Annotated in this window: 18 protein-coding genes; 7 read left to right on the forward strand and 11 right to left on the reverse strand. The window is 61.5% G+C overall.

The genetic code is table 11. The features are described from left to right. Positions 1–57 precede the first annotated feature (57 nt). From gmhB to glyQ, 3 genes are read right to left on the reverse strand one after another with little or no spacing between them, the layout of a single operon-like run. Positions 58–594, reverse strand: a complete 537-nt coding sequence (gene gmhB / locus EJD88_RS25560) for a D-glycero-beta-D-manno-heptose 1,7-bisphosphate 7-phosphatase (RefSeq protein WP_160385046.1) — start codon at positions 592–594, stop codon at positions 58–60. Between the two features lie 2 nt (positions 595–596). Further along, the gene (gene glyS, locus EJD88_RS25565; protein WP_099586144.1) at positions 597–2,651 is read right to left on the reverse strand and encodes a glycine--tRNA ligase subunit beta; all 2,055 of its coding nucleotides are present in this window, start codon (positions 2,649–2,651) and stop codon (positions 597–599) included. Next, the gene (gene glyQ / locus EJD88_RS25570; RefSeq protein ID WP_003213601.1) at positions 2,648–3,601 is read right to left on the reverse strand and encodes a glycine--tRNA ligase subunit alpha; all 954 of its coding nucleotides are present in this window, start codon (positions 3,599–3,601) and stop codon (positions 2,648–2,650) included. The genes glyS and glyQ overlap by 4 nt, the downstream gene beginning before the upstream one ends. Before the next feature lie 81 nt (positions 3,602–3,682). Between glyQ and EJD88_RS25575 the strand changes: the two genes are divergently transcribed. Continuing rightward, entirely contained in the window at positions 3,683–4,240 is a 558-nt protein-coding gene (locus EJD88_RS25575) for a DNA-3-methyladenine glycosylase I (protein ID WP_099586145.1), read from the forward strand. 40 nt (positions 4,241–4,280) lie between these two features. After that, entirely contained in the window at positions 4,281–5,168 is an 888-nt protein-coding gene (locus EJD88_RS25580; RefSeq protein WP_099586146.1) for a lysophospholipid acyltransferase, read from the forward strand. Between the two features lie 135 nt (positions 5,169–5,303). On the opposite strand, the gene EJD88_RS25585 is transcribed toward EJD88_RS25580, so the two are convergent. From EJD88_RS25585 to def, 5 genes are all read right to left on the reverse strand, one after another. Continuing rightward, complete coding sequence (locus EJD88_RS25585; RefSeq protein ID WP_099586147.1) at positions 5,304–5,615, reverse strand: lipopolysaccharide assembly protein LapB; 312 nt, start codon at positions 5,613–5,615, stop codon at positions 5,304–5,306. A gap of 18 nt (positions 5,616–5,633) precedes the next feature. After that, positions 5,634–7,007: a Trk system potassium transporter TrkA gene (trkA, locus tag EJD88_RS25590; protein ID WP_112192829.1), complete on the reverse strand. Its 1,374-nt coding sequence runs from the start codon at positions 7,005–7,007 to the stop codon at positions 5,634–5,636. A 23-nt stretch (positions 7,008–7,030) separates the two neighbouring features. Further along, positions 7,031–8,341 (reverse strand): 16S rRNA (cytosine(967)-C(5))-methyltransferase RsmB, encoded by a 1,311-nt coding sequence (gene rsmB / locus EJD88_RS25595; RefSeq protein ID WP_158879282.1) that lies wholly within the window; start codon positions 8,339–8,341, stop codon positions 7,031–7,033. Continuing rightward, complete coding sequence (fmt, locus tag EJD88_RS25600) at positions 8,338–9,291, reverse strand: methionyl-tRNA formyltransferase (RefSeq protein ID WP_112192831.1); 954 nt, start codon at positions 9,289–9,291, stop codon at positions 8,338–8,340. The genes rsmB and fmt overlap by 4 nt, the downstream gene beginning before the upstream one ends. A gap of 69 nt (positions 9,292–9,360) precedes the next feature. Further along, the gene (def, locus tag EJD88_RS25605; protein ID WP_099586151.1) at positions 9,361–9,867 is read right to left on the reverse strand and encodes a peptide deformylase; all 507 of its coding nucleotides are present in this window, start codon (positions 9,865–9,867) and stop codon (positions 9,361–9,363) included. 135 nt (positions 9,868–10,002) lie between these two features. Between def and EJD88_RS25610 the strand changes: the two genes are divergently transcribed. From EJD88_RS25610 to EJD88_RS25620, 3 genes are all read left to right on the forward strand, one after another. Further along, on the forward strand, positions 10,003–10,770 hold the full coding sequence (locus tag EJD88_RS25610) for a peptidoglycan-binding protein (RefSeq protein WP_099586152.1): 768 nt from the start codon (positions 10,003–10,005) through the stop codon (positions 10,768–10,770). Positions 10,771–10,833: 63 nt separating this feature from the next. Continuing rightward, the gene (gene dprA / locus EJD88_RS25615) at positions 10,834–11,928 is read left to right on the forward strand and encodes a DNA-processing protein DprA (RefSeq protein ID WP_158879283.1); all 1,095 of its coding nucleotides are present in this window, start codon (positions 10,834–10,836) and stop codon (positions 11,926–11,928) included. 54 nt (positions 11,929–11,982) lie between these two features. Beyond that, positions 11,983–12,540 carry an L-threonylcarbamoyladenylate synthase gene (locus EJD88_RS25620; RefSeq protein WP_099586154.1) on the forward strand — a complete coding sequence of 186 codons (558 nt, stop codon included), beginning with the start codon at positions 11,983–11,985 and terminating at the stop codon, positions 12,538–12,540. Positions 12,541–12,639: 99 nt separating this feature from the next. On the opposite strand, the gene EJD88_RS25625 is transcribed toward EJD88_RS25620, so the two are convergent. Next, positions 12,640–13,617 carry a quinone oxidoreductase gene (locus EJD88_RS25625; RefSeq protein ID WP_158879284.1) on the reverse strand — a complete coding sequence of 326 codons (978 nt, stop codon included), beginning with the start codon at positions 13,615–13,617 and terminating at the stop codon, positions 12,640–12,642. Positions 13,618–13,776: 159 nt separating this feature from the next. On the opposite strand from EJD88_RS25625, the gene hemF reads away from it, so the two are divergent. After that, a complete protein-coding gene (gene hemF / locus EJD88_RS25630; RefSeq protein WP_158879285.1) occupies positions 13,777–14,709 on the forward strand; it encodes an oxygen-dependent coproporphyrinogen oxidase in 933 nt (310 codons plus the stop codon). After that, positions 14,709–15,527 (forward strand): shikimate dehydrogenase, encoded by an 819-nt coding sequence (aroE, locus tag EJD88_RS25635; protein WP_158879286.1) that lies wholly within the window; start codon positions 14,709–14,711, stop codon positions 15,525–15,527. The genes hemF and aroE overlap by 1 nt, the downstream gene beginning before the upstream one ends. Before the next feature lie 16 nt (positions 15,528–15,543). Here aroE and EJD88_RS25640 read toward each other — a convergent pair whose 3' ends face one another. Both EJD88_RS25640 and choX read right to left on the reverse strand, forming a co-directional pair. Further along, the gene (locus EJD88_RS25640) at positions 15,544–17,112 is read right to left on the reverse strand and encodes a SulP family inorganic anion transporter (RefSeq protein ID WP_158879287.1); all 1,569 of its coding nucleotides are present in this window, start codon (positions 17,110–17,112) and stop codon (positions 15,544–15,546) included. A gap of 241 nt (positions 17,113–17,353) precedes the next feature. Then, positions 17,354–18,268: a choline ABC transporter substrate-binding protein gene (choX, locus tag EJD88_RS25645; RefSeq protein ID WP_112192836.1), complete on the reverse strand. Its 915-nt coding sequence runs from the start codon at positions 18,266–18,268 to the stop codon at positions 17,354–17,356. Positions 18,269–18,282 lie beyond the last annotated feature (14 nt).

An 18,282-nucleotide genomic window follows, 5' to 3' on the forward strand; every position in this document is an offset into this window, starting at 1 on the left:
GCCCGCCTGTTGAAAAGCGCACTCCCGAACACTCCTTGGCCAGGATGTCGAGGGCGGCTAGTTGTTGATAAGTTCTGCGGCAACGGCCGCCAGATCGTCAAAAATCAAAGTGCCTACCGGCAGGTTTTTCGCCTGGGTCTTTTCGCCTTTCCCGGTCTTTACCAAAACTGGCTGAGAGTCGACGGCTTTGGCCGCCTCCAGGTCACCGAGGCTGTCCCCGACGAACCATATCCCAGCTAACGGCACCTTGTAATGTTCTGCAATGATTTTCAACATGCCAGGCTTGGGTTTACGGCAATCGCAGCCCTCATCCGGCCCGTGGGGGCAGTACGTCACCAACCCCACCTCACCGCCCTGCTCCGCCACTAACGTGCGCAAGCGCGCGTGCATGGCGTCCAGGGTAGCGATGTCGTAGTAGCCACGGGCAATGCCGGACTGGTTGGTGGCAATCGCCACTGTCCAGCCGGCTTTGCTCAACTGCGCGATGGCCTCGATCGAGCCGGGCAGTGGTATCCACTCCGCCACCGACTTGATGTAAGCGTCGGAGTCGTAGTTGATCACCCCGTCCCGATCGAGAATCAGCAGTTTCACCATGGTCAGCTCAGGGTCGAAATGTCGGCGATGTTGACGAACAAGCCGCGCAGACGCGCCAGCATGGCATAGCGGTTTTTCCGCACGCCGGCATCTTCGGCATTGATCATCACCGCTTCGAAGAACGCATCCACCGGCTCACGCAAGGTGGCCAGGCGCGCCAGTGCTTCGGCGTAGTTACGCTCGGCGATCAGCGGCTTCACGGCGTTTTCTGCCTTGGCGATGGCCGAGTTCAGCGAGAACTCCTTGGCATCGGCAAACAGGCCAGGGTCGACATCGCCGTTGCCCAGGCCTTCGGCCTTGCTCAGCAGGTTCGACACACGCTTGTTCACCGCGGCCAGGGCATCGGCTTCCGGCAATTTGCGGAAGGCCTGCACAGCTTGTACGCGCTGATCGAAGTCCAGCGCCGAACCCGGTTGCAGGGCACGTACCGACAGGTAGACGGAAACGTCCACGCCTTCGTCTTCGTAGCGCGCACGCAGGCGGTCGAACACAAACTCCAGCACTTGCTCGGCCAGGCCGGCTTGCTTGACCTTGGTACCGAACTGGCCGACGGCGAACACCACGGCCTGGGTCAGGTCGAGGTCGAGCTTCTTGTCGATCAGGATACGCAGCACACCCAGGGCTGCACGGCGCAGGGCATACGGGTCTTTGCTACCTGTAGGCAGCATGCCGATACCGAAGATACCCACCAGGGTATCCAGCTTGTCGGCGATGGCCACGGCCGCGCCGGTCAGGGTGGTTGGCAGCTCTGCACCGGCACCGCGTGGCATGTACTGCTCGTTCAGTGCCAGGGCAACGTCTTCGGCCTCGCCATCGTTGAGGGCGTAGTAGTAGCCGGCAACGCCTTGCATCTCAGGGAATTCGCCGACCATCTCGGTGGCCAGGTCGCACTTGGACAGCATACCGGCGCGGGCGGCCGAGGCCGCATCGCCGCCAATGCGGGGTGCGATATAGGCAGCGAGCTTGGAAACGCGCGCAGCCTTGTCGTAGACGCTGCCGAGCTTTTCCTGGAACACCACGTTTTGCAGGCGCAGGTTGAAGTCTTCAAGCTTCGACTTCTTGTCTTGCTTGAAGAAGAACTCGGCGTCGGTCAGGCGCGGGCGGACGACTTTCTCGTTACCGGCGATGATCTGCTGCGGGTCTTTGCTTTCGATGTTGGCCACGGTAATGAAGCGCGGCAGCAACTTGCCGTCCACATCCAGCAGACAGAAGTACTTCTGGTTGTCCTGCATGGTGGTGATCAGGGCTTCTTGCGGCACGTCGAGGAAGCGCTCTTCGAACGAACACACCAGCGGCACTGGCCATTCAACCAGCGCGGTCACTTCGTCGAGCAGGCTTGGCGGCACGATGGCGGTGCCTTCCTGCAGGCGGGCCAGCTCTTCGGTGCGCTTGCTGATCAGCTCGCGACGCTCATTGGCATCGGCCAGCACGTAAGCGGCACGCAGGTCGGCGGCATAGTTCGCCGGCGAGGTGATGCGTACGGCTTCAGGATGATGGAAGCGGTGACCACGGGAATCGCGGCCAGCCTTCTGGGCGAGGATGGTGCAGTCGATGACCTGGTCACCGAGCAGCATCACCAGCCATTGGGTTGGGCGGACGAATTCTTCTTTGCGTGCACCCCAGCGCATGCGCTTGGGGATCGGCAGGTCGTTCAGGGAGTCTTCAACGATGGTCGGCAGCAGGCTGGCAGTCGGCTTGCCGGTGATGACCTGGCTGAAGCGCAGTTTCGGACCGCTCTGATCGATCTCGCTCAGCTCCACGCCACACTTTTTGGCAAAACCAAGGGCGGCCTGGGTCGGATTGCCTTCGGCGTCGAAAGCCGCCTGACGCGGCGGGCCGTCGAGGTTGATGCTGCGGTCCGGTTGCTGGGTTTCCAGCGCGGTCAGCAACACCGCCAGGCGACGTGGCGCGGCGTAGACTTTCTTGGCTTCAAACTTCAGGCCGGCAGTCTGCAGGCCTTTTTCGATACCGGCCAAAAATGCGTCGGCCAGGGTGTTGAGTGCCTTGGGTGGCAGCTCTTCGGTGCCCAGTTCAACCAGGAAATCTTGAGCACTCATTGTGCAGCCTCCAGCTTAGCCAACACTTCATCACGCAGGTCCGGGGTGGCCATCGGGAAGCCCAGCTTGGCGCGAGCCAGCAGGTAGGCTTGGGCGACGGAACGCGCCAGGGTGCGTACACGCAGGATGTATTGCTGGCGCGCGGTTACCGAAATGGCACGGCGGGCGTCCAGCAGGTTGAAGGTGTGGGATGCCTTCAGGACCATTTCATAGCTTGGCAACGGCAGCGGCTGGTCGAGTTCGATCAGGCGCTTGGCTTCGCTTTCATAGAAGTCGAACAGTTCGAACAGCTTCTCGACGTTGGCGTGTTCGAAGTTGTAGGTCGACTGCTCCACTTCGTTCTGGTGGAACACGTCGCCGTAGGTCACCTTGCCGAACGGGCCGTCCGCCCATACCAGGTCGTAGACCGAGTCCACGCCCTGCAGGTACATGGCCAGGCGTTCCAGACCGTAGGTGATCTCGCCGGTCACCGGGTAGCACTCGATGCCGCCCGCTTGCTGGAAGTAAGTGAATTGCGTCACTTCCATGCCGTTGAGCCAGACTTCCCAGCCCAGGCCCCAGGCGCCCAGCGTCGGCGATTCCCAGTTGTCTTCGACGAAACGGATATCGTGGACCAGCGGGTCCAGGCCAACATGCTTGAGCGAGCCCAAGTACAGTTCCTGGAAGTTGTCCGGGTTCGGCTTCAATACCACCTGGAATTGGTAGTAGTGCTGCAGACGGTTCGGGTTTTCGCCGTAGCGGCCGTCAGTCGGGCGACGACTGGGCTGCACATAAGCGGCGTTCCAGGTTTCCGGGCCAATGGCCCGCAGGAAGGTAGCGGTGTGGAAAGTGCCGGCGCCTACTTCCATATCGTAGGGCTGAAGTACCACACAACCTTGCTCGGCCCAGTATTGCTGGAGGGCGAGGATCAAGTCTTGGAAGGTACGCACGGCTGGCGTAGGCTGGCTCACGAAATTCACCTGTTACTTGGGCTGCGATTTAAAGAGCGGGAGTATACCCGATTCGGCCGCGCCACCATCCCCTGGAGCCTTATGCCACGCTGCTTTTGGTGTTCTGAAGATCCGCTGTACATGGCTTATCACGATCAGGAGTGGGGAACGCCGCTGCGCGATGCGCAGGGCTTGTTCGAGTTGCTTTTACTCGAAGGGTTCCAGGCGGGCCTTTCCTGGATCACCGTTTTACGCAAACGCGAGCATTACCGAAAGGTCTTGTTTGGTTTTGATGCGCAGCGCCTGGCGCACTTGAGCGACGACGAGATCGAAGCGCTGATGCTCGACCCTGGCATCGTGCGCAACCGCCTCAAGCTCAACGCCACTCGCCGCAACGCCGCGGCCTGGTTGGCGCTGGAAGATCCGGTGGGCTTGCTCTGGTCGTTTGTCGGTGGCGTGCCCAAGGTCAATCACTTCAAGGATCGCAGCGAAGTCCCGGCGATCACGCCCGAGGCTGAAGCCATGAGCAAAGCCCTGAAAAAGGCCGGCTTCACCTTTGTCGGACCGACCATTTGCTACGCGTTCATGCAGGCCTCGGGCATGGTCATGGATCACACCCAGGACTGCGACCGTTACGCGGACTTGGTCAACGCCGGTTAGAATGCGTGCTTTGCGCACCACACACGAATGGGAGTGACCTGTGGAAAAGTTTAAAGGCGCCTTGCTGGTAGGCGCTCTTCGGTTGTTTGCCCTGCTGCCCTGGCGTGCCGTCCAGGCCGTCGGCACGGCGATTGGCTGGATCATGTGGAAAACCCCCAACCGCTCTCGCGAGACGGTGCGGATCAACCTCTCCAAATGTTTCCCGGACATGGACCCGGCCGCTCGCGAACGCCTGGTTGGCCAGAGCCTGATGGACATCGGTAAGTCCCTGACCGAAAGCGCCTGTGCCTGGATCTGGCCGGCGCAACGCTCCATCGACCTGGTGCGTGAAGTCGAAGGTCTCGAAGTGCTGCACGAAGCATTGGCCTCGGGCAAAGGCGTGGTCGGCATCACCAGCCACCTGGGTAACTGGGAGGTGTTGAACCACTTCTATTGCAACCAGTGCAAACCGATCATTTTCTATCGCCCGCCCAAGCTCAAGGCGGTGGATGAGTTGCTGCGCAAACAGCGCGTGCAGTTGGGCAACCGCGTTGCGGCGTCCACCAAGGAAGGCATTCTCAGTGTGATCAAGGAAGTGCGCAAAGGTGGCCAGGTGGGTATTCCCGCTGACCCGGAGCCGGCGGAATCGGCAGGGATCTTCGTGCCGTTCTTTGCCACCCAGGCGCTGACCAGCAAGTTCGTGCCAAACATGCTCGCGGGCCACAAGGCTGTTGGTGTGTTCCTGCACGCCCTGCGACTGCCGGACGGTTCTGGCTACAAAGTAATCCTCGAAGCGGCGCCGGAAGACATGTACAGCACCGACACGGCCACGTCCTGCGCGGCGATGAGCAAGGTGGTGGAGCGCTATGTCGGCGCCTACCCGAGCCAGTACATGTGGAGCATGAAACGCTTCAAGAAACGCCCACCGGGTGAAGCGCGGTGGTACTGATTCACCGCTGATCTAAAGAACAACACAAACCAAATGTGGGAGGGGGCTTGCCCCCCGATTGCAGTCTGTCAGCTACTGATATTTGGCTGATACACCGCTATCGGGGGCAAGCCCCCTCCCACATTTGATTTGCGCTTAGGCTTGGCGGTCGAGTTTCTTCAGGAACACCGTCATTTCTTTTTCCGCCTGTTTGTCGCCATGGGCCTGGGCCGCTTCTATGCCCTTTTCCCATGCCAGCCGTGCGGCGGTCAGATCATTCAAGCCAAGTTGCGCCTTACCCAACAACTTCCACGCCGCTGAATACTTCGGATCAAACTCAACGCACTTGCGCAAATGCTCGGCCGCCTTGGCATTGTCCTTCAGATCCAGATAACCCTTGCCCAGCCCAAAGCGCAGCAGCGAATTATCCACACCCTTGGCGAGCATTTTTTCCAGGGATTCGAGCATGTCGGTCACTCCGGTTGATCAGAAAAAGCTCAAACCCACGTGGAACAACTTCTCCACATCGCGGATATGTTTTTTATCCACCAGGAACAGGATGACGTGGTCGCCGGTAGCGATCACTGTATCGTCGTGGGCAATGATCACTTCTTCATCGCGAATAATCGCGCCAATGGTGGTGCCCGGTGGCAGGCCAATATCGCGGATGGCCTTGCCGATCACTTTGCTCGACTTCGCATCGCCGTGTGCGATCGCTTCGATGGCTTCCGCCGCGCCACGGCGCAGGGAGTGCACGCTGACGATATCGCCACGGCGTACGTGGGCCAGCAAGGTGCCGATAGTCGCCAGTTGCGGGCTGATAGCGATGTCGATATCGCCGCCCTGGATCAAGTCGACATAAGCCGGGTTGTTGATGATGGTCATCACCTTCTTCGCCCCCAGCCGCTTGGCCAGCAGCGAGGACATGATGTTGGCTTCGTCATCGTTTGTCAGGGCCAGGAAAATGTCGGCGTCGGCGATGTTTTCTTCCATCAACAGGTCGCGGTCCGAGGCGCTGCCTTGCAGGACGACCGTGCTGTCGAGGGTGTCGGACAAATGCCGGCAGCGCGCCGGGTTCATCTCGATGATCTTCACTTGATAGCGGCTTTCGATGGCCTCGGCCAGGCGCTCACCGATCTGCCCGCCGCCGGCGATGACGATGCGTTTATAGTTTTCGTCAAGCCGGCGCATTTCGCTCATCACGGCGCGAATATTCGCCTTAGCGGCGATGAAAAACACTTCGTCGTCGGCCTCGATCACCGTATCGCCCTGGGGCAGGATCGGCCGGTCACGCCGGAAAATCGCTGCTACGCGGGTTTCCACATTGGGCATGTGTTCGCGCAGCTGGCGCAGCTGCTGGCCGACCAGTGGGCCGCCATAATAGGCCTTCACTGCGACCAACTGCGCTTTGCCGCCCGCGAAGTCGATTACCTGCAGGGCGCCCGGAATTTCGATCAGGCGCTTGATGTAGTGGGTCACCACCTGCTCCGGGCTGATCAGTACGTCGACCGGGATCGCGTCGTTATCGAACAGGCCGGCGCGGGTCAGGTAGGCGGCTTCGCGGACACGGGCGATCTTGGTCGGGGTGTGGAACAGAGTGTGGGCGACCTGGCACGCGACCATGTTGGTCTCGTCGCTGTTGGTCACGGCCACCAGCATGTCGGCATCGTCGGCTCCGGCCTGACGCAGCACCGTAGGAAACGACGCACGACCTTGTACGGTGCGGATGTCCAGGCGGTCGCCCAAGTCGCGCAGGCGCTCAGCGTCAGTGTCCACCACGGTGATGTCATTGGCTTCGCTGGCCAAATGTTCCGCCAGTGTGCCGCCCACCTGCCCTGCCCCAAGGATGATGATTTTCATCCGGTCACTCCCTAAAAAACCATTCAGCCGCGTGCGGCGGCAATCTTGATCAGTTTGGCGTAGTAGAAGCCGTCGTGTCCGCCTTCTTGCGCGAGCAATTGGCGACCGTGCGGCTGCTTGATGCCAGCCGTTGTGGCGAGGTCCAGCTCCCGGGCGCCACTGGTGCGGGCGAGGAAGGCTTCGATCACCTCGGTGTTTTCGGTAGGCAAGGTGGAGCAGGTGGCGTAGAGCAGGATGCCGCCGACTTCCAGGGTTGGCCACATGGCGTCCAGCAGCTCACCTTGCAGGGTGGCCAGGGCGACGATGTCGTCGGGTTGGCGGGTGAGCTTGATGTCCGGGTGGCGGCGGATCACGCCGGTGGCCGAGCATGGCGCGTCGAGCAGGATGCGCTGGAATGGTTTGCCGTCCCACCAGGTGGCGGTGTCGCGGCCGTCGGCGGCAATCAGTTCGGCGCTGAGGCCCAGGCGGGCAAGGTTTTCCCGTACACGTACCAGGCGCTTGGCTTCCAGGTCGACGGCGACTACGCCGGCCAGGTCTTTTTCGACTTCCAGGATGTGACAGGTCTTGCCGCCCGGGGCGCAGCAGGCGTCGAGCACGCGTTGGCCGGGCGCCAGGTCGAGCAAATCGGCAGCCAATTGCGCGGCTTCGTCCTGCACGCTGATCCAACCCTCGGCAAAACCCGGCAGGCTGCGCACGTCAGTGGCGGCTTCGAGCACAATGCCATCGACGCTGTACACGCACGGCGTGGCGTTGATGCCCGCGTCGGTGAGCAATTGCAGGTAGGCGTCACGCGCGTGATGACGACGGTTGACCCGCAAAATCATCGGTGGATGCGCATTGTTGGCCGCGCAAATGGCTTCCCACTGCTCGGGCCAGAACGCCTTCAGGGATTTTTGCAGCCAGCGCGGGTGGGCGGTACGCACCACCGGGTCATGCTCCAGCTCGGCCAGCAGCGCTTCGCTTTCGCGCTGGGCGCGGCGCAGTACGGCATTGAGCAAGGCCTTGGCCCAGGGTTTTTTCAGCTTGTCGGCGCAACCGACGGTTTCACCGATGGCGGCATGGGCCGGCACGCGGGTGTAGAGCAACTGATAAAGCCCCACCAGCAGCAGCGCTTCGACGTCAGCATCGGCCGCCTTGAATGGCTTTTGCAGCAGCTTGGCCGCCAGCGCCGATAAGCGCGGCTGCCAACGGGCGGTGCCAAAAGCCAGGTCCTGGGTAAAGCCGCGATCGCGGTCCTCGACCTTATCCAACTGCGTCGGCAGTGAACTGTTCAGCGAAGCCTTGCCGTTGAGTACGGCGGCGAGAGCCTTGGCGGCGGCCAGACGTGGGTTCATTGCGCGGCCACCCCAAGTACGGTGCCCAGGGAAAATTTCTCACGACGGCTGTTGAACAAATCGCTGAAATTCAGCGCCTTGCCGCCGGGCAATTGCAGACGGGTCAGGCACAGGGCCTGCTCGCCACAGGCGACCAACAGGCCGTCTTTGCTGGCGCCAATGATTTCACCGGGGGTGCCTTTGCCGTCTGCTAACGTGGCGGCCAACACTTTCAAGGCTTCGCCATTGAGGGTGCTGTGGCAGACCGGCCACGGGTTGAAGGCACGCACCAGGCGCTCCAGCTCCACGGCCGGACGGCTCCAGTCGATGCGCGCTTCGTCTTTGTTCAATTTGTGGGCGTAGGTGGCCAGGTTGTCGTCCTGCACTTCGCCTTCCAGGGTGCCGGCAGCGAGGCCAGCGATCGCTTGGATTACGGCGGGCGGGCCCATTTCGGCCAGGCGGTCGTGCAGGCTGCCGCCAGTGTCCGCGGCGGTGATCGGTGTCACCACTTTGAGCAGCATCGGGCCGGTGTCCAAACCCGCCTCCATGCGCATCACGGTTACACCGCTTTGAGCATCACCGGCTTGCACCGCACGCTGGATTGGCGCCGCACCGCGCCAGCGTGGCAGCAGTGACGCATGACTGTTGATGCAGCCCAGGCGCGGGATATCCAGCACCACTTGCGGCAGGATCAAGCCGTAAGCCACCACCACCAGCAGGTCAGGCTTGAGCGCAGCCAGCTCGGCCTGTGCCTCGGCGTTGCGCAGGGTCGGCGGCTGCAGCACAGCAATGTTGTGCTCCAGCGCCAACTGCTTGACCGGGCTCGGCATCAGTTTTTGCCCGCGACCGGCCGGGCGATCCGGCTGGGTATACACCGCAATGACATCGTAAGGGCTGGCAAGCAGCGCCTTGAGGTGTTCGGCGGCGAATTCGGGGGTGCCAGCAAAAACAATGCGCAGTGGCTCGGTCATGGGAGGTCTCGGTTAAAAGCAGTCACAAAAGAAAAAGGCTTGCCGCAGCAAGCCTTTGGAAGGAGGGCATCAAGCTTGCTGGCGATGCTTTTTTTCCAGCTTCTTCTTGATCCGATCACGCTTGAGCGTGGACAGGTAATCGACAAACAGCTTGCCGTTGAGGTGGTCGCATTCGTGTTGGATGCACACCGCCAGCAGGCCTTCGGCAATCAGCTCGAACGGCTTGCCGTCGCGGTCCAGGGCCTTGATCTTGACGCGCAGCGGGCGCTCGACGTTCTCGTAGAACTCCGGCACCGACAGGCAGCCTTCCTGGTATTCGCCCATCTCTTCGGTCAGCGGTTCGAACTCTGGGTTGATGTACACCATCGGTTCGCTGCGGTCTTCCGACAGGTCCATGACCACGATGCGCTGATGCACGTTGACCTGGGTGGCGGCGAGGCCGATACCCGGGGCTTCATACATTGTTTCAAACATGTCATCGACCAACTGACGAACCTTGTCGTCCACTACGGCCACCGGTTTGGCGATCGTGCGCAGGCGCGAGTCGGGGAATTCGAGGATGTTCAAAATAGCCATAAGCGTAATTGCTGCACATGTGAGGTAAAGGCAAATCGGCGGTGGGATGGACCCATACGGCCGGTGTGAAAGGCTCGAAAGCCGCGAAGGCTCTGGCATTTCACGCGAACGCACATAATAAAGGAGATTCACCCCATGAGGAAATCGCTACTCGTCTTGCTGCTGTGGGTTCCGTTTGCCGCAGCCCTGGTTCCCCAACCTGGCCCGCGTCTGGATCTACCGACGCAACAGGCCATCCAGCGCTTTTTATTGCACAACCGCATTCTGGATACGCCCCGGGATCTGGACACAGCGCCTTACATTGTCGCGGCCGAGGCCGGGCGCGTGCTGGGCACCCAGGGCGAGCGTGTGCACGCCAGGGGCGACCTGGACCCGGCCCAGCCGAGCTATGGGATCTTTCGCCGAGGCAAGGTCTATACCGACCCCCAGACCCAGGAATTGCTGGGTATCAATGCCGATGACATCGGTACTGCTCGTTTTGTGATGGCGGGGGACCTCAGCACTCTCGCCGTGCAACGGGCCACCCAGGAGGTGCGTCCTGGGGACCGTCTGCTCCGCGCGCAATTGCCCACGGCGCTGGAGCCTCAGAAATCAGCGCCTTTCATTGAAGGAAAAATCATCGATATCCCGAGGGGCGTGACCCAGATCGGCGTGCTGGACGCCGTCACCCTGAACAAGGGCCGGCGCGACGGGATGGTCGAGGGCCAATTGCTGGCCGTCATCAAAACCGGCGCCACCGTCCGTGACCCGCTAACCGGCGCCCCCACGAAGCTACCCGATGAGCGCGCCGGCACGCTGCTGGTGTTCCGCACCTACGAAAAACTCAGTTATGGCCTGGTTCTCAACGCCTCGCGCCCACTGGCCGTGATGGACCGTTTCGAGACTGCTGAGCAAACGCAATAAATAGCCTGCTAAATAAGTTACCAACAGAGTTATCCACAGCTTGTTCCGGTCAAGGATGATCAGATGTTTCCGATAAACCGCAGTGAAATTTCCCCGTCAGAACTGGAGGCCCGACTACGCTTGCACAGGCTGCCGGAGGTAGGGCCGAAGCGTTTCAGGTTGTTGATCGAAGCGTTCGGCAGCGCTTCAAAGGCTATCAGTGCACCGGCCAGTGCCTGGCGTGCGCTGGGGTTGCCCCCCGTCAGCGCCGACGCCCGGCGCAGTCCGCAAATCCGTGATGGCGCCAGTCAAGCATTGGCCTGGTTAGGGCGCCCGGCCCAGCATTTGCTGATGTGGGACCAACCGGAGTACCCCGCTCTGCTCGCCCAGATAGACGATGCGCCACCGTTGTTATTCGTTGCTGGCGACCCTTCAATCCTCGAAAAACCGCAACTGGCGATGGTCGGCAGCCGGCGTGCGTCGCGCCCTGGCATGGACACTGCCGCGGCGTTTTCTCGCAGTTTGGCCAGTGCCGGTTTTGTCATCACCAGTGGCCTTGCGTTGGGTATCGATGGCGCGGCGCATCAAGCGGCATTGGATGTGGGTGGACATACCATCGGCGTGCTTGGCACGGGCCTGGAAAATTTTTATCCACAGCGCCACCGGCGGCTCGCCGAGGCGATGATTGCCCACGGCAGTGCCGTGGTGTCCGAGTTTCCGCTGGATGCCGGGCCCCAGGCGAACAACTTTCCCCGGCGCAATCGCATCATCAGTGGCCTGTCGTTGGGCGTACTGGTGGTGGAGGCCAGCGTGGCCAGTGGCTCGCTGATCACCGCGAAGCTGGCCGCCGAGCAGGGCCGTGAGGTGTACGCGATCCCTGGCTCCATCCATCACCCTGGGGCCAAGGGTTGTCATCAGTTGATCCGCGAGGGTGCGACGCTGGTGGAAACCATCGAGCACATCCTTGAAGGCTTGCGGGGCTGGCAGGCATTGTCGCGCCCCACGCCGATGCCAGTGACCCATCCGTTGGTGGCTTTGCTGCACGCGGCACCTCACACCAGCGAAGCCCTGGCGATTGCCAGCGGCCGGCCTTTGTCCCAGGTGCTGGCGACCCTTACCGAGTTGGAACTGGAAGGCCTGGTCATCTGCGAAAGCGGGCGCTGGCTTGCACGCTGCTAGGTTTTGTAACGAAGATCGGTAAACTGCGCAGAGCTTTAGTCCGGAGAGTAAACAATGGTCAACAGGTGGCGTGTGCTGGAAGCCGCACGGGAAATTCGCGCAGGCGCGGTGATTGCCTATCCAACCGAGGCGGTCTGGGGCCTGGGTTGCGACCCTTGGAACGAAGAAGCGGTGGACCGGCTGCTGGCGATCAAGAATCGCTCGGTGGACAAGGGCCTGATCCTGGTTGCCGACAATATCCGTCAGTTCGACTTCCTGTTCGAAGACTTCCCGGATACCTGGATCGACCGCATGGCCAGCACCTGGCCTGGGCCGAATACCTGGTTGGTGCCGCATCAGGATTTACTGCCGCAATGGGTTACCGGTGTGCATGACACCGTGGCGCTGCGGGTCAGCGATCACCCCTTGGTGCGTGATTTATGCGCGCAGGTGGGGCCGTTGATTTCCACCTCGGCCAACCCGCAAGGCCGCCCGGCTGCCCGTACGCGGATTCGTGTGGAGCAGTATTTCCGTGGCCAGGTTGACTTGGTGTTGGGTGGCGCCTTGGGCGGGCGCAAGAACCCCAGCCTGATTCGCAACCTGGCGACGGGTGAGGTGGTGCGGCCTTCCTGAGACCGCGTCGAATCGTCGAACCGCCCCTCCCACATTTGAACCGTGTCCTTCAGGACAACACGGTCAACTGTGGGAGGGGGCTTGCCCCCGATGGGGCCCTCAAGGCAACAGAATGGTCGACCCCGTGGTACGCCGCCCCGACAACTCCGTCTGCGCCTTCGCCGCCTCCGCCAACGAATACCGCTGGTTGATATCAATGCGCACCTTGCCGCCTCGGATCATCGAAAACAGATCATTCGCCATCGCCTGCAAGTTCGTCGGGTTGTTGGCGTAGGTCGCCAAGGTCGGCCGGGTGACGTACAGCGAGCCTTTGGCCGACAGTATCCCCAGGTTCACGCCATCCACCGCGCCCGACGCGTTCCCGAAGCTCACCACCAATCCACGTGGCGCAACGCTGTCCAGGGACGTCAGCCACGTATCCTTGCCGACGCCGTCGTACACCACCGGGACCTTTTTGCCGTCGGTCAATTCCAGCACGCGCTTTGCCACGTCTTCCTTGCTGTAATCAATGGTTTCCCAGGCGCCGAGGGATTTGGCCAAAGCGGCCTTTTCTGGCGAACTCACGGTACCGATCAACTTCACGCCCAGCGCCTTGGCCCATTGGCAGGCCAGGGAGCCCACACCCCCTGCAGCGGCGTGGAACAGGATGGTTTCGCCGCCCTTCAGTTCATAGGTCTGGCGCAGCAGGTACTGCACGGTCAGACCTTTAAGCATGGCCCCGGCGGCTTGTTCGAAGCTGATATCGTCCGGCAGGTGCACCAGGTTGGCGGCGGGCAATACGTGCAGTTCGCTGTAGGCACCAAGCGGGCCGCTGCCATAGGCCACGCGGTCGCCGACCTTGAATTGGCTGACTTCGCTGCCAACGGCGTCAACCACGCCGGCGCCTTCTGCACCCAGGCTGGACGGCAAGGCAGGCGGCGCATACAGGCCGCTGCGGAAATAGGTGTCGATGAAGTTCAGGCCAATGGCCTCGTTACGCACCCGAACCTGCTGCGGGCCCGGCTCCGCCGGCGTGTAGTCGACATATTCAAGTACATCGGGGCCGCCATGGGCGCTGAACTGGATACGTTTTGCCATCTGCCTTCTCCTTGGTTCGAACTCGCGTAGCCGCTTATCGAACTCCTAAGCTTGATCTTCGTCAACTGCGACGGCATAGGGTGCGGTGTTATCCTGTGCGCCCATTTGCCGCCGACGCCCAATGGCCTCGCGTAGCTTTGCCCGATTCAAGGTGATGCCATGACTACCCGCACCGAGGCTGTAAAGGCCTACCTGCTTGACCTGCAAGACCGCATTTGCAGCGCCCTGGAAACCTTCGAGACGGACACTCGCTTTATCGAAGACGCCTGGACCCGGCCTGCCGGCGGCGGCGGTCGCACCCGTGTGATCGAAAACGGCGCGGTGATCGAAAAAGGCGGCGTTAACTTTTCCCACGTCTTCGGCAGCGGCCTCCCACCCTCCGCCAGCGCGCACCGCCCTGAACTGGCCGGTCGCGGCTTTGAAGCCCTCGGCGTGTCGCTGGTGATCCACCCGCACAACCCCCATGTGCCGACGTCCCACGCCAACGTGCGCTTTTTCATCGCCGAAAAAGAGGGCGAAGAGCCGGTGTGGTGGTTCGGCGGCGGCTTTGACCTCACCCCGTATTACGGCAACGAAGAAGACTGCATCCACTGGCACCGCGTGGCCGAGCAGGCCTGCGCGCGGTTCGGTCCGGATGTGTACTCGCGCTACAAGGCCTGGTGCGATACCTATTTCCACATCAAGCACCGCAACGAGCCCCGTGGCATCGGCGGGCTGTTTTTCGATGACTTGAACGAGTGGGACTTCGACACCTGCTTCGCCTTCATCCGCGCCATCGGCGATGCCTATATCGATGCCTATCTGCCGATCGTGCAGCGCCGCAAGGCCACGGCCTATACCGAGCAGCAGCGCCAGTTCCAGGAATTCCGGCGTGGCCGCTATGTTGAATTCAACCTGGTCTACGACCGTGGCACGCTGTTCGGCCTGCAATCGGGCGGGCGTACCGAGTCGATCCTGATGTCGTTGCCGCCGCAAGTGCGCTGGGGCTATGACTGGAAAGCCGAGGCCGGCAGCGAAGAAGCGCGCCTCACCGATTACTTCCTGCAAGACCGCGACTGGCTCGGCCTTGCCGCGCCTAAGGCGACCGTCTGATGGATCGTTATGTCGTATTCGGCAACCCCATCGGCCACAGCAAGTCGCCGCTGATTCACCGCATGTTCGCCGAGCAGACCGGCGAACAATTGGACTACAGCACCTTGCTTGCTCCCCTGGAGGATTTCACCGGGTGTGCCCGTGAGTTTTTCCTGCAAGGCCGTGGCGCCAACGTCACTGTACCGTTCAAGGAAGAGGCCTACCGCCTGCCCAACAACCTCACCCAACGCGCCCAACGCGCCGGGGCGGTGAACACGCTGAGCAAGTTGGCCGATGGCACGCTGCTGGGGGATAACACCGACGGCGCCGGCCTGGTGCGCGACCTGACGGTCAACGCCGGGCTGAGCCTGCAAGGCAAACGCATCCTGTTGCTGGGTGCCGGTGGCGCGGTACGCGGGGTGTTGGAGCCGTTGCTGGCCGAGCGGCCTGCTTCCTTGATCATCGCCAACCGCACCGTGGCAAAGGCCGAGTTGCTCGCTGAACTGTTCGACGACTTGGGCCCGGTGTCTGCCAGTGGTTTCGACTGGCTGCGTGAGCCGGTGGACGTGATCATCAATGCCACGTCTGCCAGTCTGTCAGGCGATGTACCGCCCATTGCCGGCAGCCTGATCGAACCGGGTAAGACCTTTTGCTACGACATGATGTACGCCAAGGAGCCGACCGCGTTTTGCCGCTGGGCGTCCGAGCAAGGTGCTGCGGTGGCGATGGATGGCCTGGGCATGCTGGTGGAACAGGCGGCCGAAGCGTTTTTCCTGTGGCGCGGTGTGCGCCCGGATTCGGCGCCGGTGTTGGCTGAGCTGCGCCGTCAATTGGCCTGATACATTTGAACCGCGTTCAGTTCTCGAAATGGAGGGGGCATTTGTCGGCCCCTTCCAGCTTCTTCAGTTCTTCCACTACCTGCGGCCGCGCCCCGCGCAATGTCAGGCTACGCCCCAGCCCCTTCAATCGCCGCGCCTCCTGGTGCAGCATCTCCACCCCGGAATAGTCGATAAAGTTGATCTGCTGCGCTTCGATCACCACCCGCTCGCCCTGCAAACGTTGCAGGCGCACTTGCAGGTAGTGGCTGGCGCCGAAAAAGATCGAGCCGCCGACGCGCAATACGTCGTCGCGACCGTCGCGCCATTGCTGAACCCGTGGCTGCGACGTGCGTTTGAGATAGAAAAACAGTGACGCCAGCACCCCCGCATAGATCGCCGTTTGCAGCTCCAGCAGCAAGGTGGCGACGAAGGTCAGGCTCATCACCACAAACTCGGCGCGGCTGACCCGGAACAATGCGCGAATCCCGCGGTGATCCACCAGACCCCAGCAAATCAGCAGGATGCTCGCCGCCATGCTCGGGATCGGAATATGCGCGATCAGCGCAGCGCCAAACAACGCAAACAGCGCCACCCACAACGCGGAAAACATCCCGGCCAACGGCGAGCAGGCACCCGCCTCATAGCTGAGGCCCGAGCGGGTAAAGGACCCGGCCGACAAGTAGCCGGAGAAAAATCCGCCGACGATATTGGATAAACCCTGCGCGCGAACTTCCTGATTCGCGTCGAGCAACTGTTGCGAACGTGCCGACAACGAGCGGGCAATCGACAGGCTGGTCACCAGCCCCAGCATGCCCACCGCCACGGCGCTGGGCAGCAGGCGCAGGATCATGTCCAGGTCCAACGGTAACGGGCTGAACGGCGGCAGTTTGCCGATAAACGAACTGACCAACGCCACATGCCCGAACATCGCCGGCCACAGCCATGCGGCGACGCTGCTTAAGGCCAGTGCGATCAACAGTGTCGGCCAGCGCGGCACCAGGTACTTGAGCACTGCGCCCACCAGCAATGCACTCAAGCCCAGGGCGAGCGAGGCGTGGTCCCATTGGCCGCCATGCTCGATCAACGCCAGCAGGCTATTGATCGCCGTGGCCTGGCTCGGCAAGTCCAGCCCCAGCAGATTGGGCAGCTGACCGAGCGCGATCACCACGGCGGCGCCCAAGGTGAAGCCCAGCACTACCGAATGAGAGACAAAGTTCACCAGCGCGCCAAAGCGCAGCATGCCCAGCAACCACTGGAACACCCCCGCGAGGAACGTCAGCAACAGGATCAAGGTGATGTAGTCCTGTGAGCCCGGTACGGCCAGTGGACTGACACTGGCATACAGCACGATGGAAATCGCCGCCGTAGGGCCGCAGATCAGATGCCAGGACGAGCCCCACAGGCAGGCGATCAGCACCGGAATGATGGCGGCATATAGGCCGTACTCCGGTGGGAGACCGGCGATCAGCGCGTAGGCAATCGACTGCGGCAGGGCAAGCACGGCGCCACTGAGGCCCACCAGCGCATCCCGGCCCACACTGGCACGGGTTTGGCGTGGGAGCCAGCTGAGGAAGGGGAACAGTGTGTGGCGGTTGGGCCGTGGCATCAGAGGCTCGGATTTAAAGGGTTAAACCAGAATAACATTGGGCTGCACGTAGCTGCCGTATTGACCTCTCACCGGGCAAGCGCGCGTTTCGCCCTGTAGCTGTCGAGCGCAAGCGAGGCTGCGTTGGCGTCCCCGCAGATCGCGGGGTGTCAATACGTCCGCCACGCAGCCTCGCTTGCGCTCGACAGCTACGACCCGAAACTTGCAGAAGACGGGATCTACAGGGGAAAGCGGGCAGGCGTTAGAGTTTGGCTTTGACTGCGGCCAATGCATCCTGGCCATCCACGGTTTTAACCCCATCAAGCCACTTATCCAGCACAGCCGGATTGGCCTTGATCCACGCCTTTGCAGCCTCGGCATTGCTGACCTTGTTGTTGGCCACCTCGGCCATGATGCTGTTCTCCATTTCCTGGGTAAAACTCAAGTTGGTCAGCAGTTTTCCTACGTTCGGGCAGGCCTGTGCATAACCCTTGCGGGTCAGGGTGTACACGCTGCCTGTGTCACCAAAGTACTTTTCCCCGCCTTTGAGGTAGTGCATTTTCAACTGCACGTTCATTGGGTGCGGGGTCCAACCGAGGAAGGTGACGAAGCGTTGTTTTTTCACCGCCCGTGACACTTCAGCCAGCATCGCCTGTTCGCTGGACTCGATCAGTTTCCATTGGCCGAGCTCGAAGTCGTTCTTCTTGATGATTTCCTGCAACGAGATATTCGCCGGCGCGCCGGAGCCGATGCCGTAGATCTTCTTGTCGAACTTGTCGGCGAATTTGTTCAGGTCGGCAAAGTCATGCACGCCCGCGTCCCACACGTAATCCGGCACGGCGAGGGTGAACTCGGTGCCGTCGAGGTTTTTTGCCAGTTGCACCACATCGCCGTTGGCCACGAACTTGTCGTAAAACCCCTGCTGCGCGGGCATCCAGTTGCCCATGAAGACATCCACCTGGCCTTCCTTGAGCCCGCCAAAGGTAATCGGCACCGCGAGGGTGTCGACCTTGGGTTTGTAGCCCATGCCCGTCAGCAGAAAACCGGTGATGGCGTTGGTGGCCGCGATATCGCTCCAGCCTGGATCGGCCATTTTCACGGTTTCACAGCTGGTGTCTGCATACACATTGGCGCTGCCCAGCACCAGCATGCCCACTATCACAGATAACTTTTGCATGGCCTTCCCTCTGT

It is taken from the genome of Pseudomonas sp. PB105 (assembly GCF_009764655.1).
Taxonomy (GTDB): Bacteria; Pseudomonadota; Gammaproteobacteria; order Pseudomonadales; family Pseudomonadaceae; genus Aquipseudomonas; species Aquipseudomonas cyclaminis.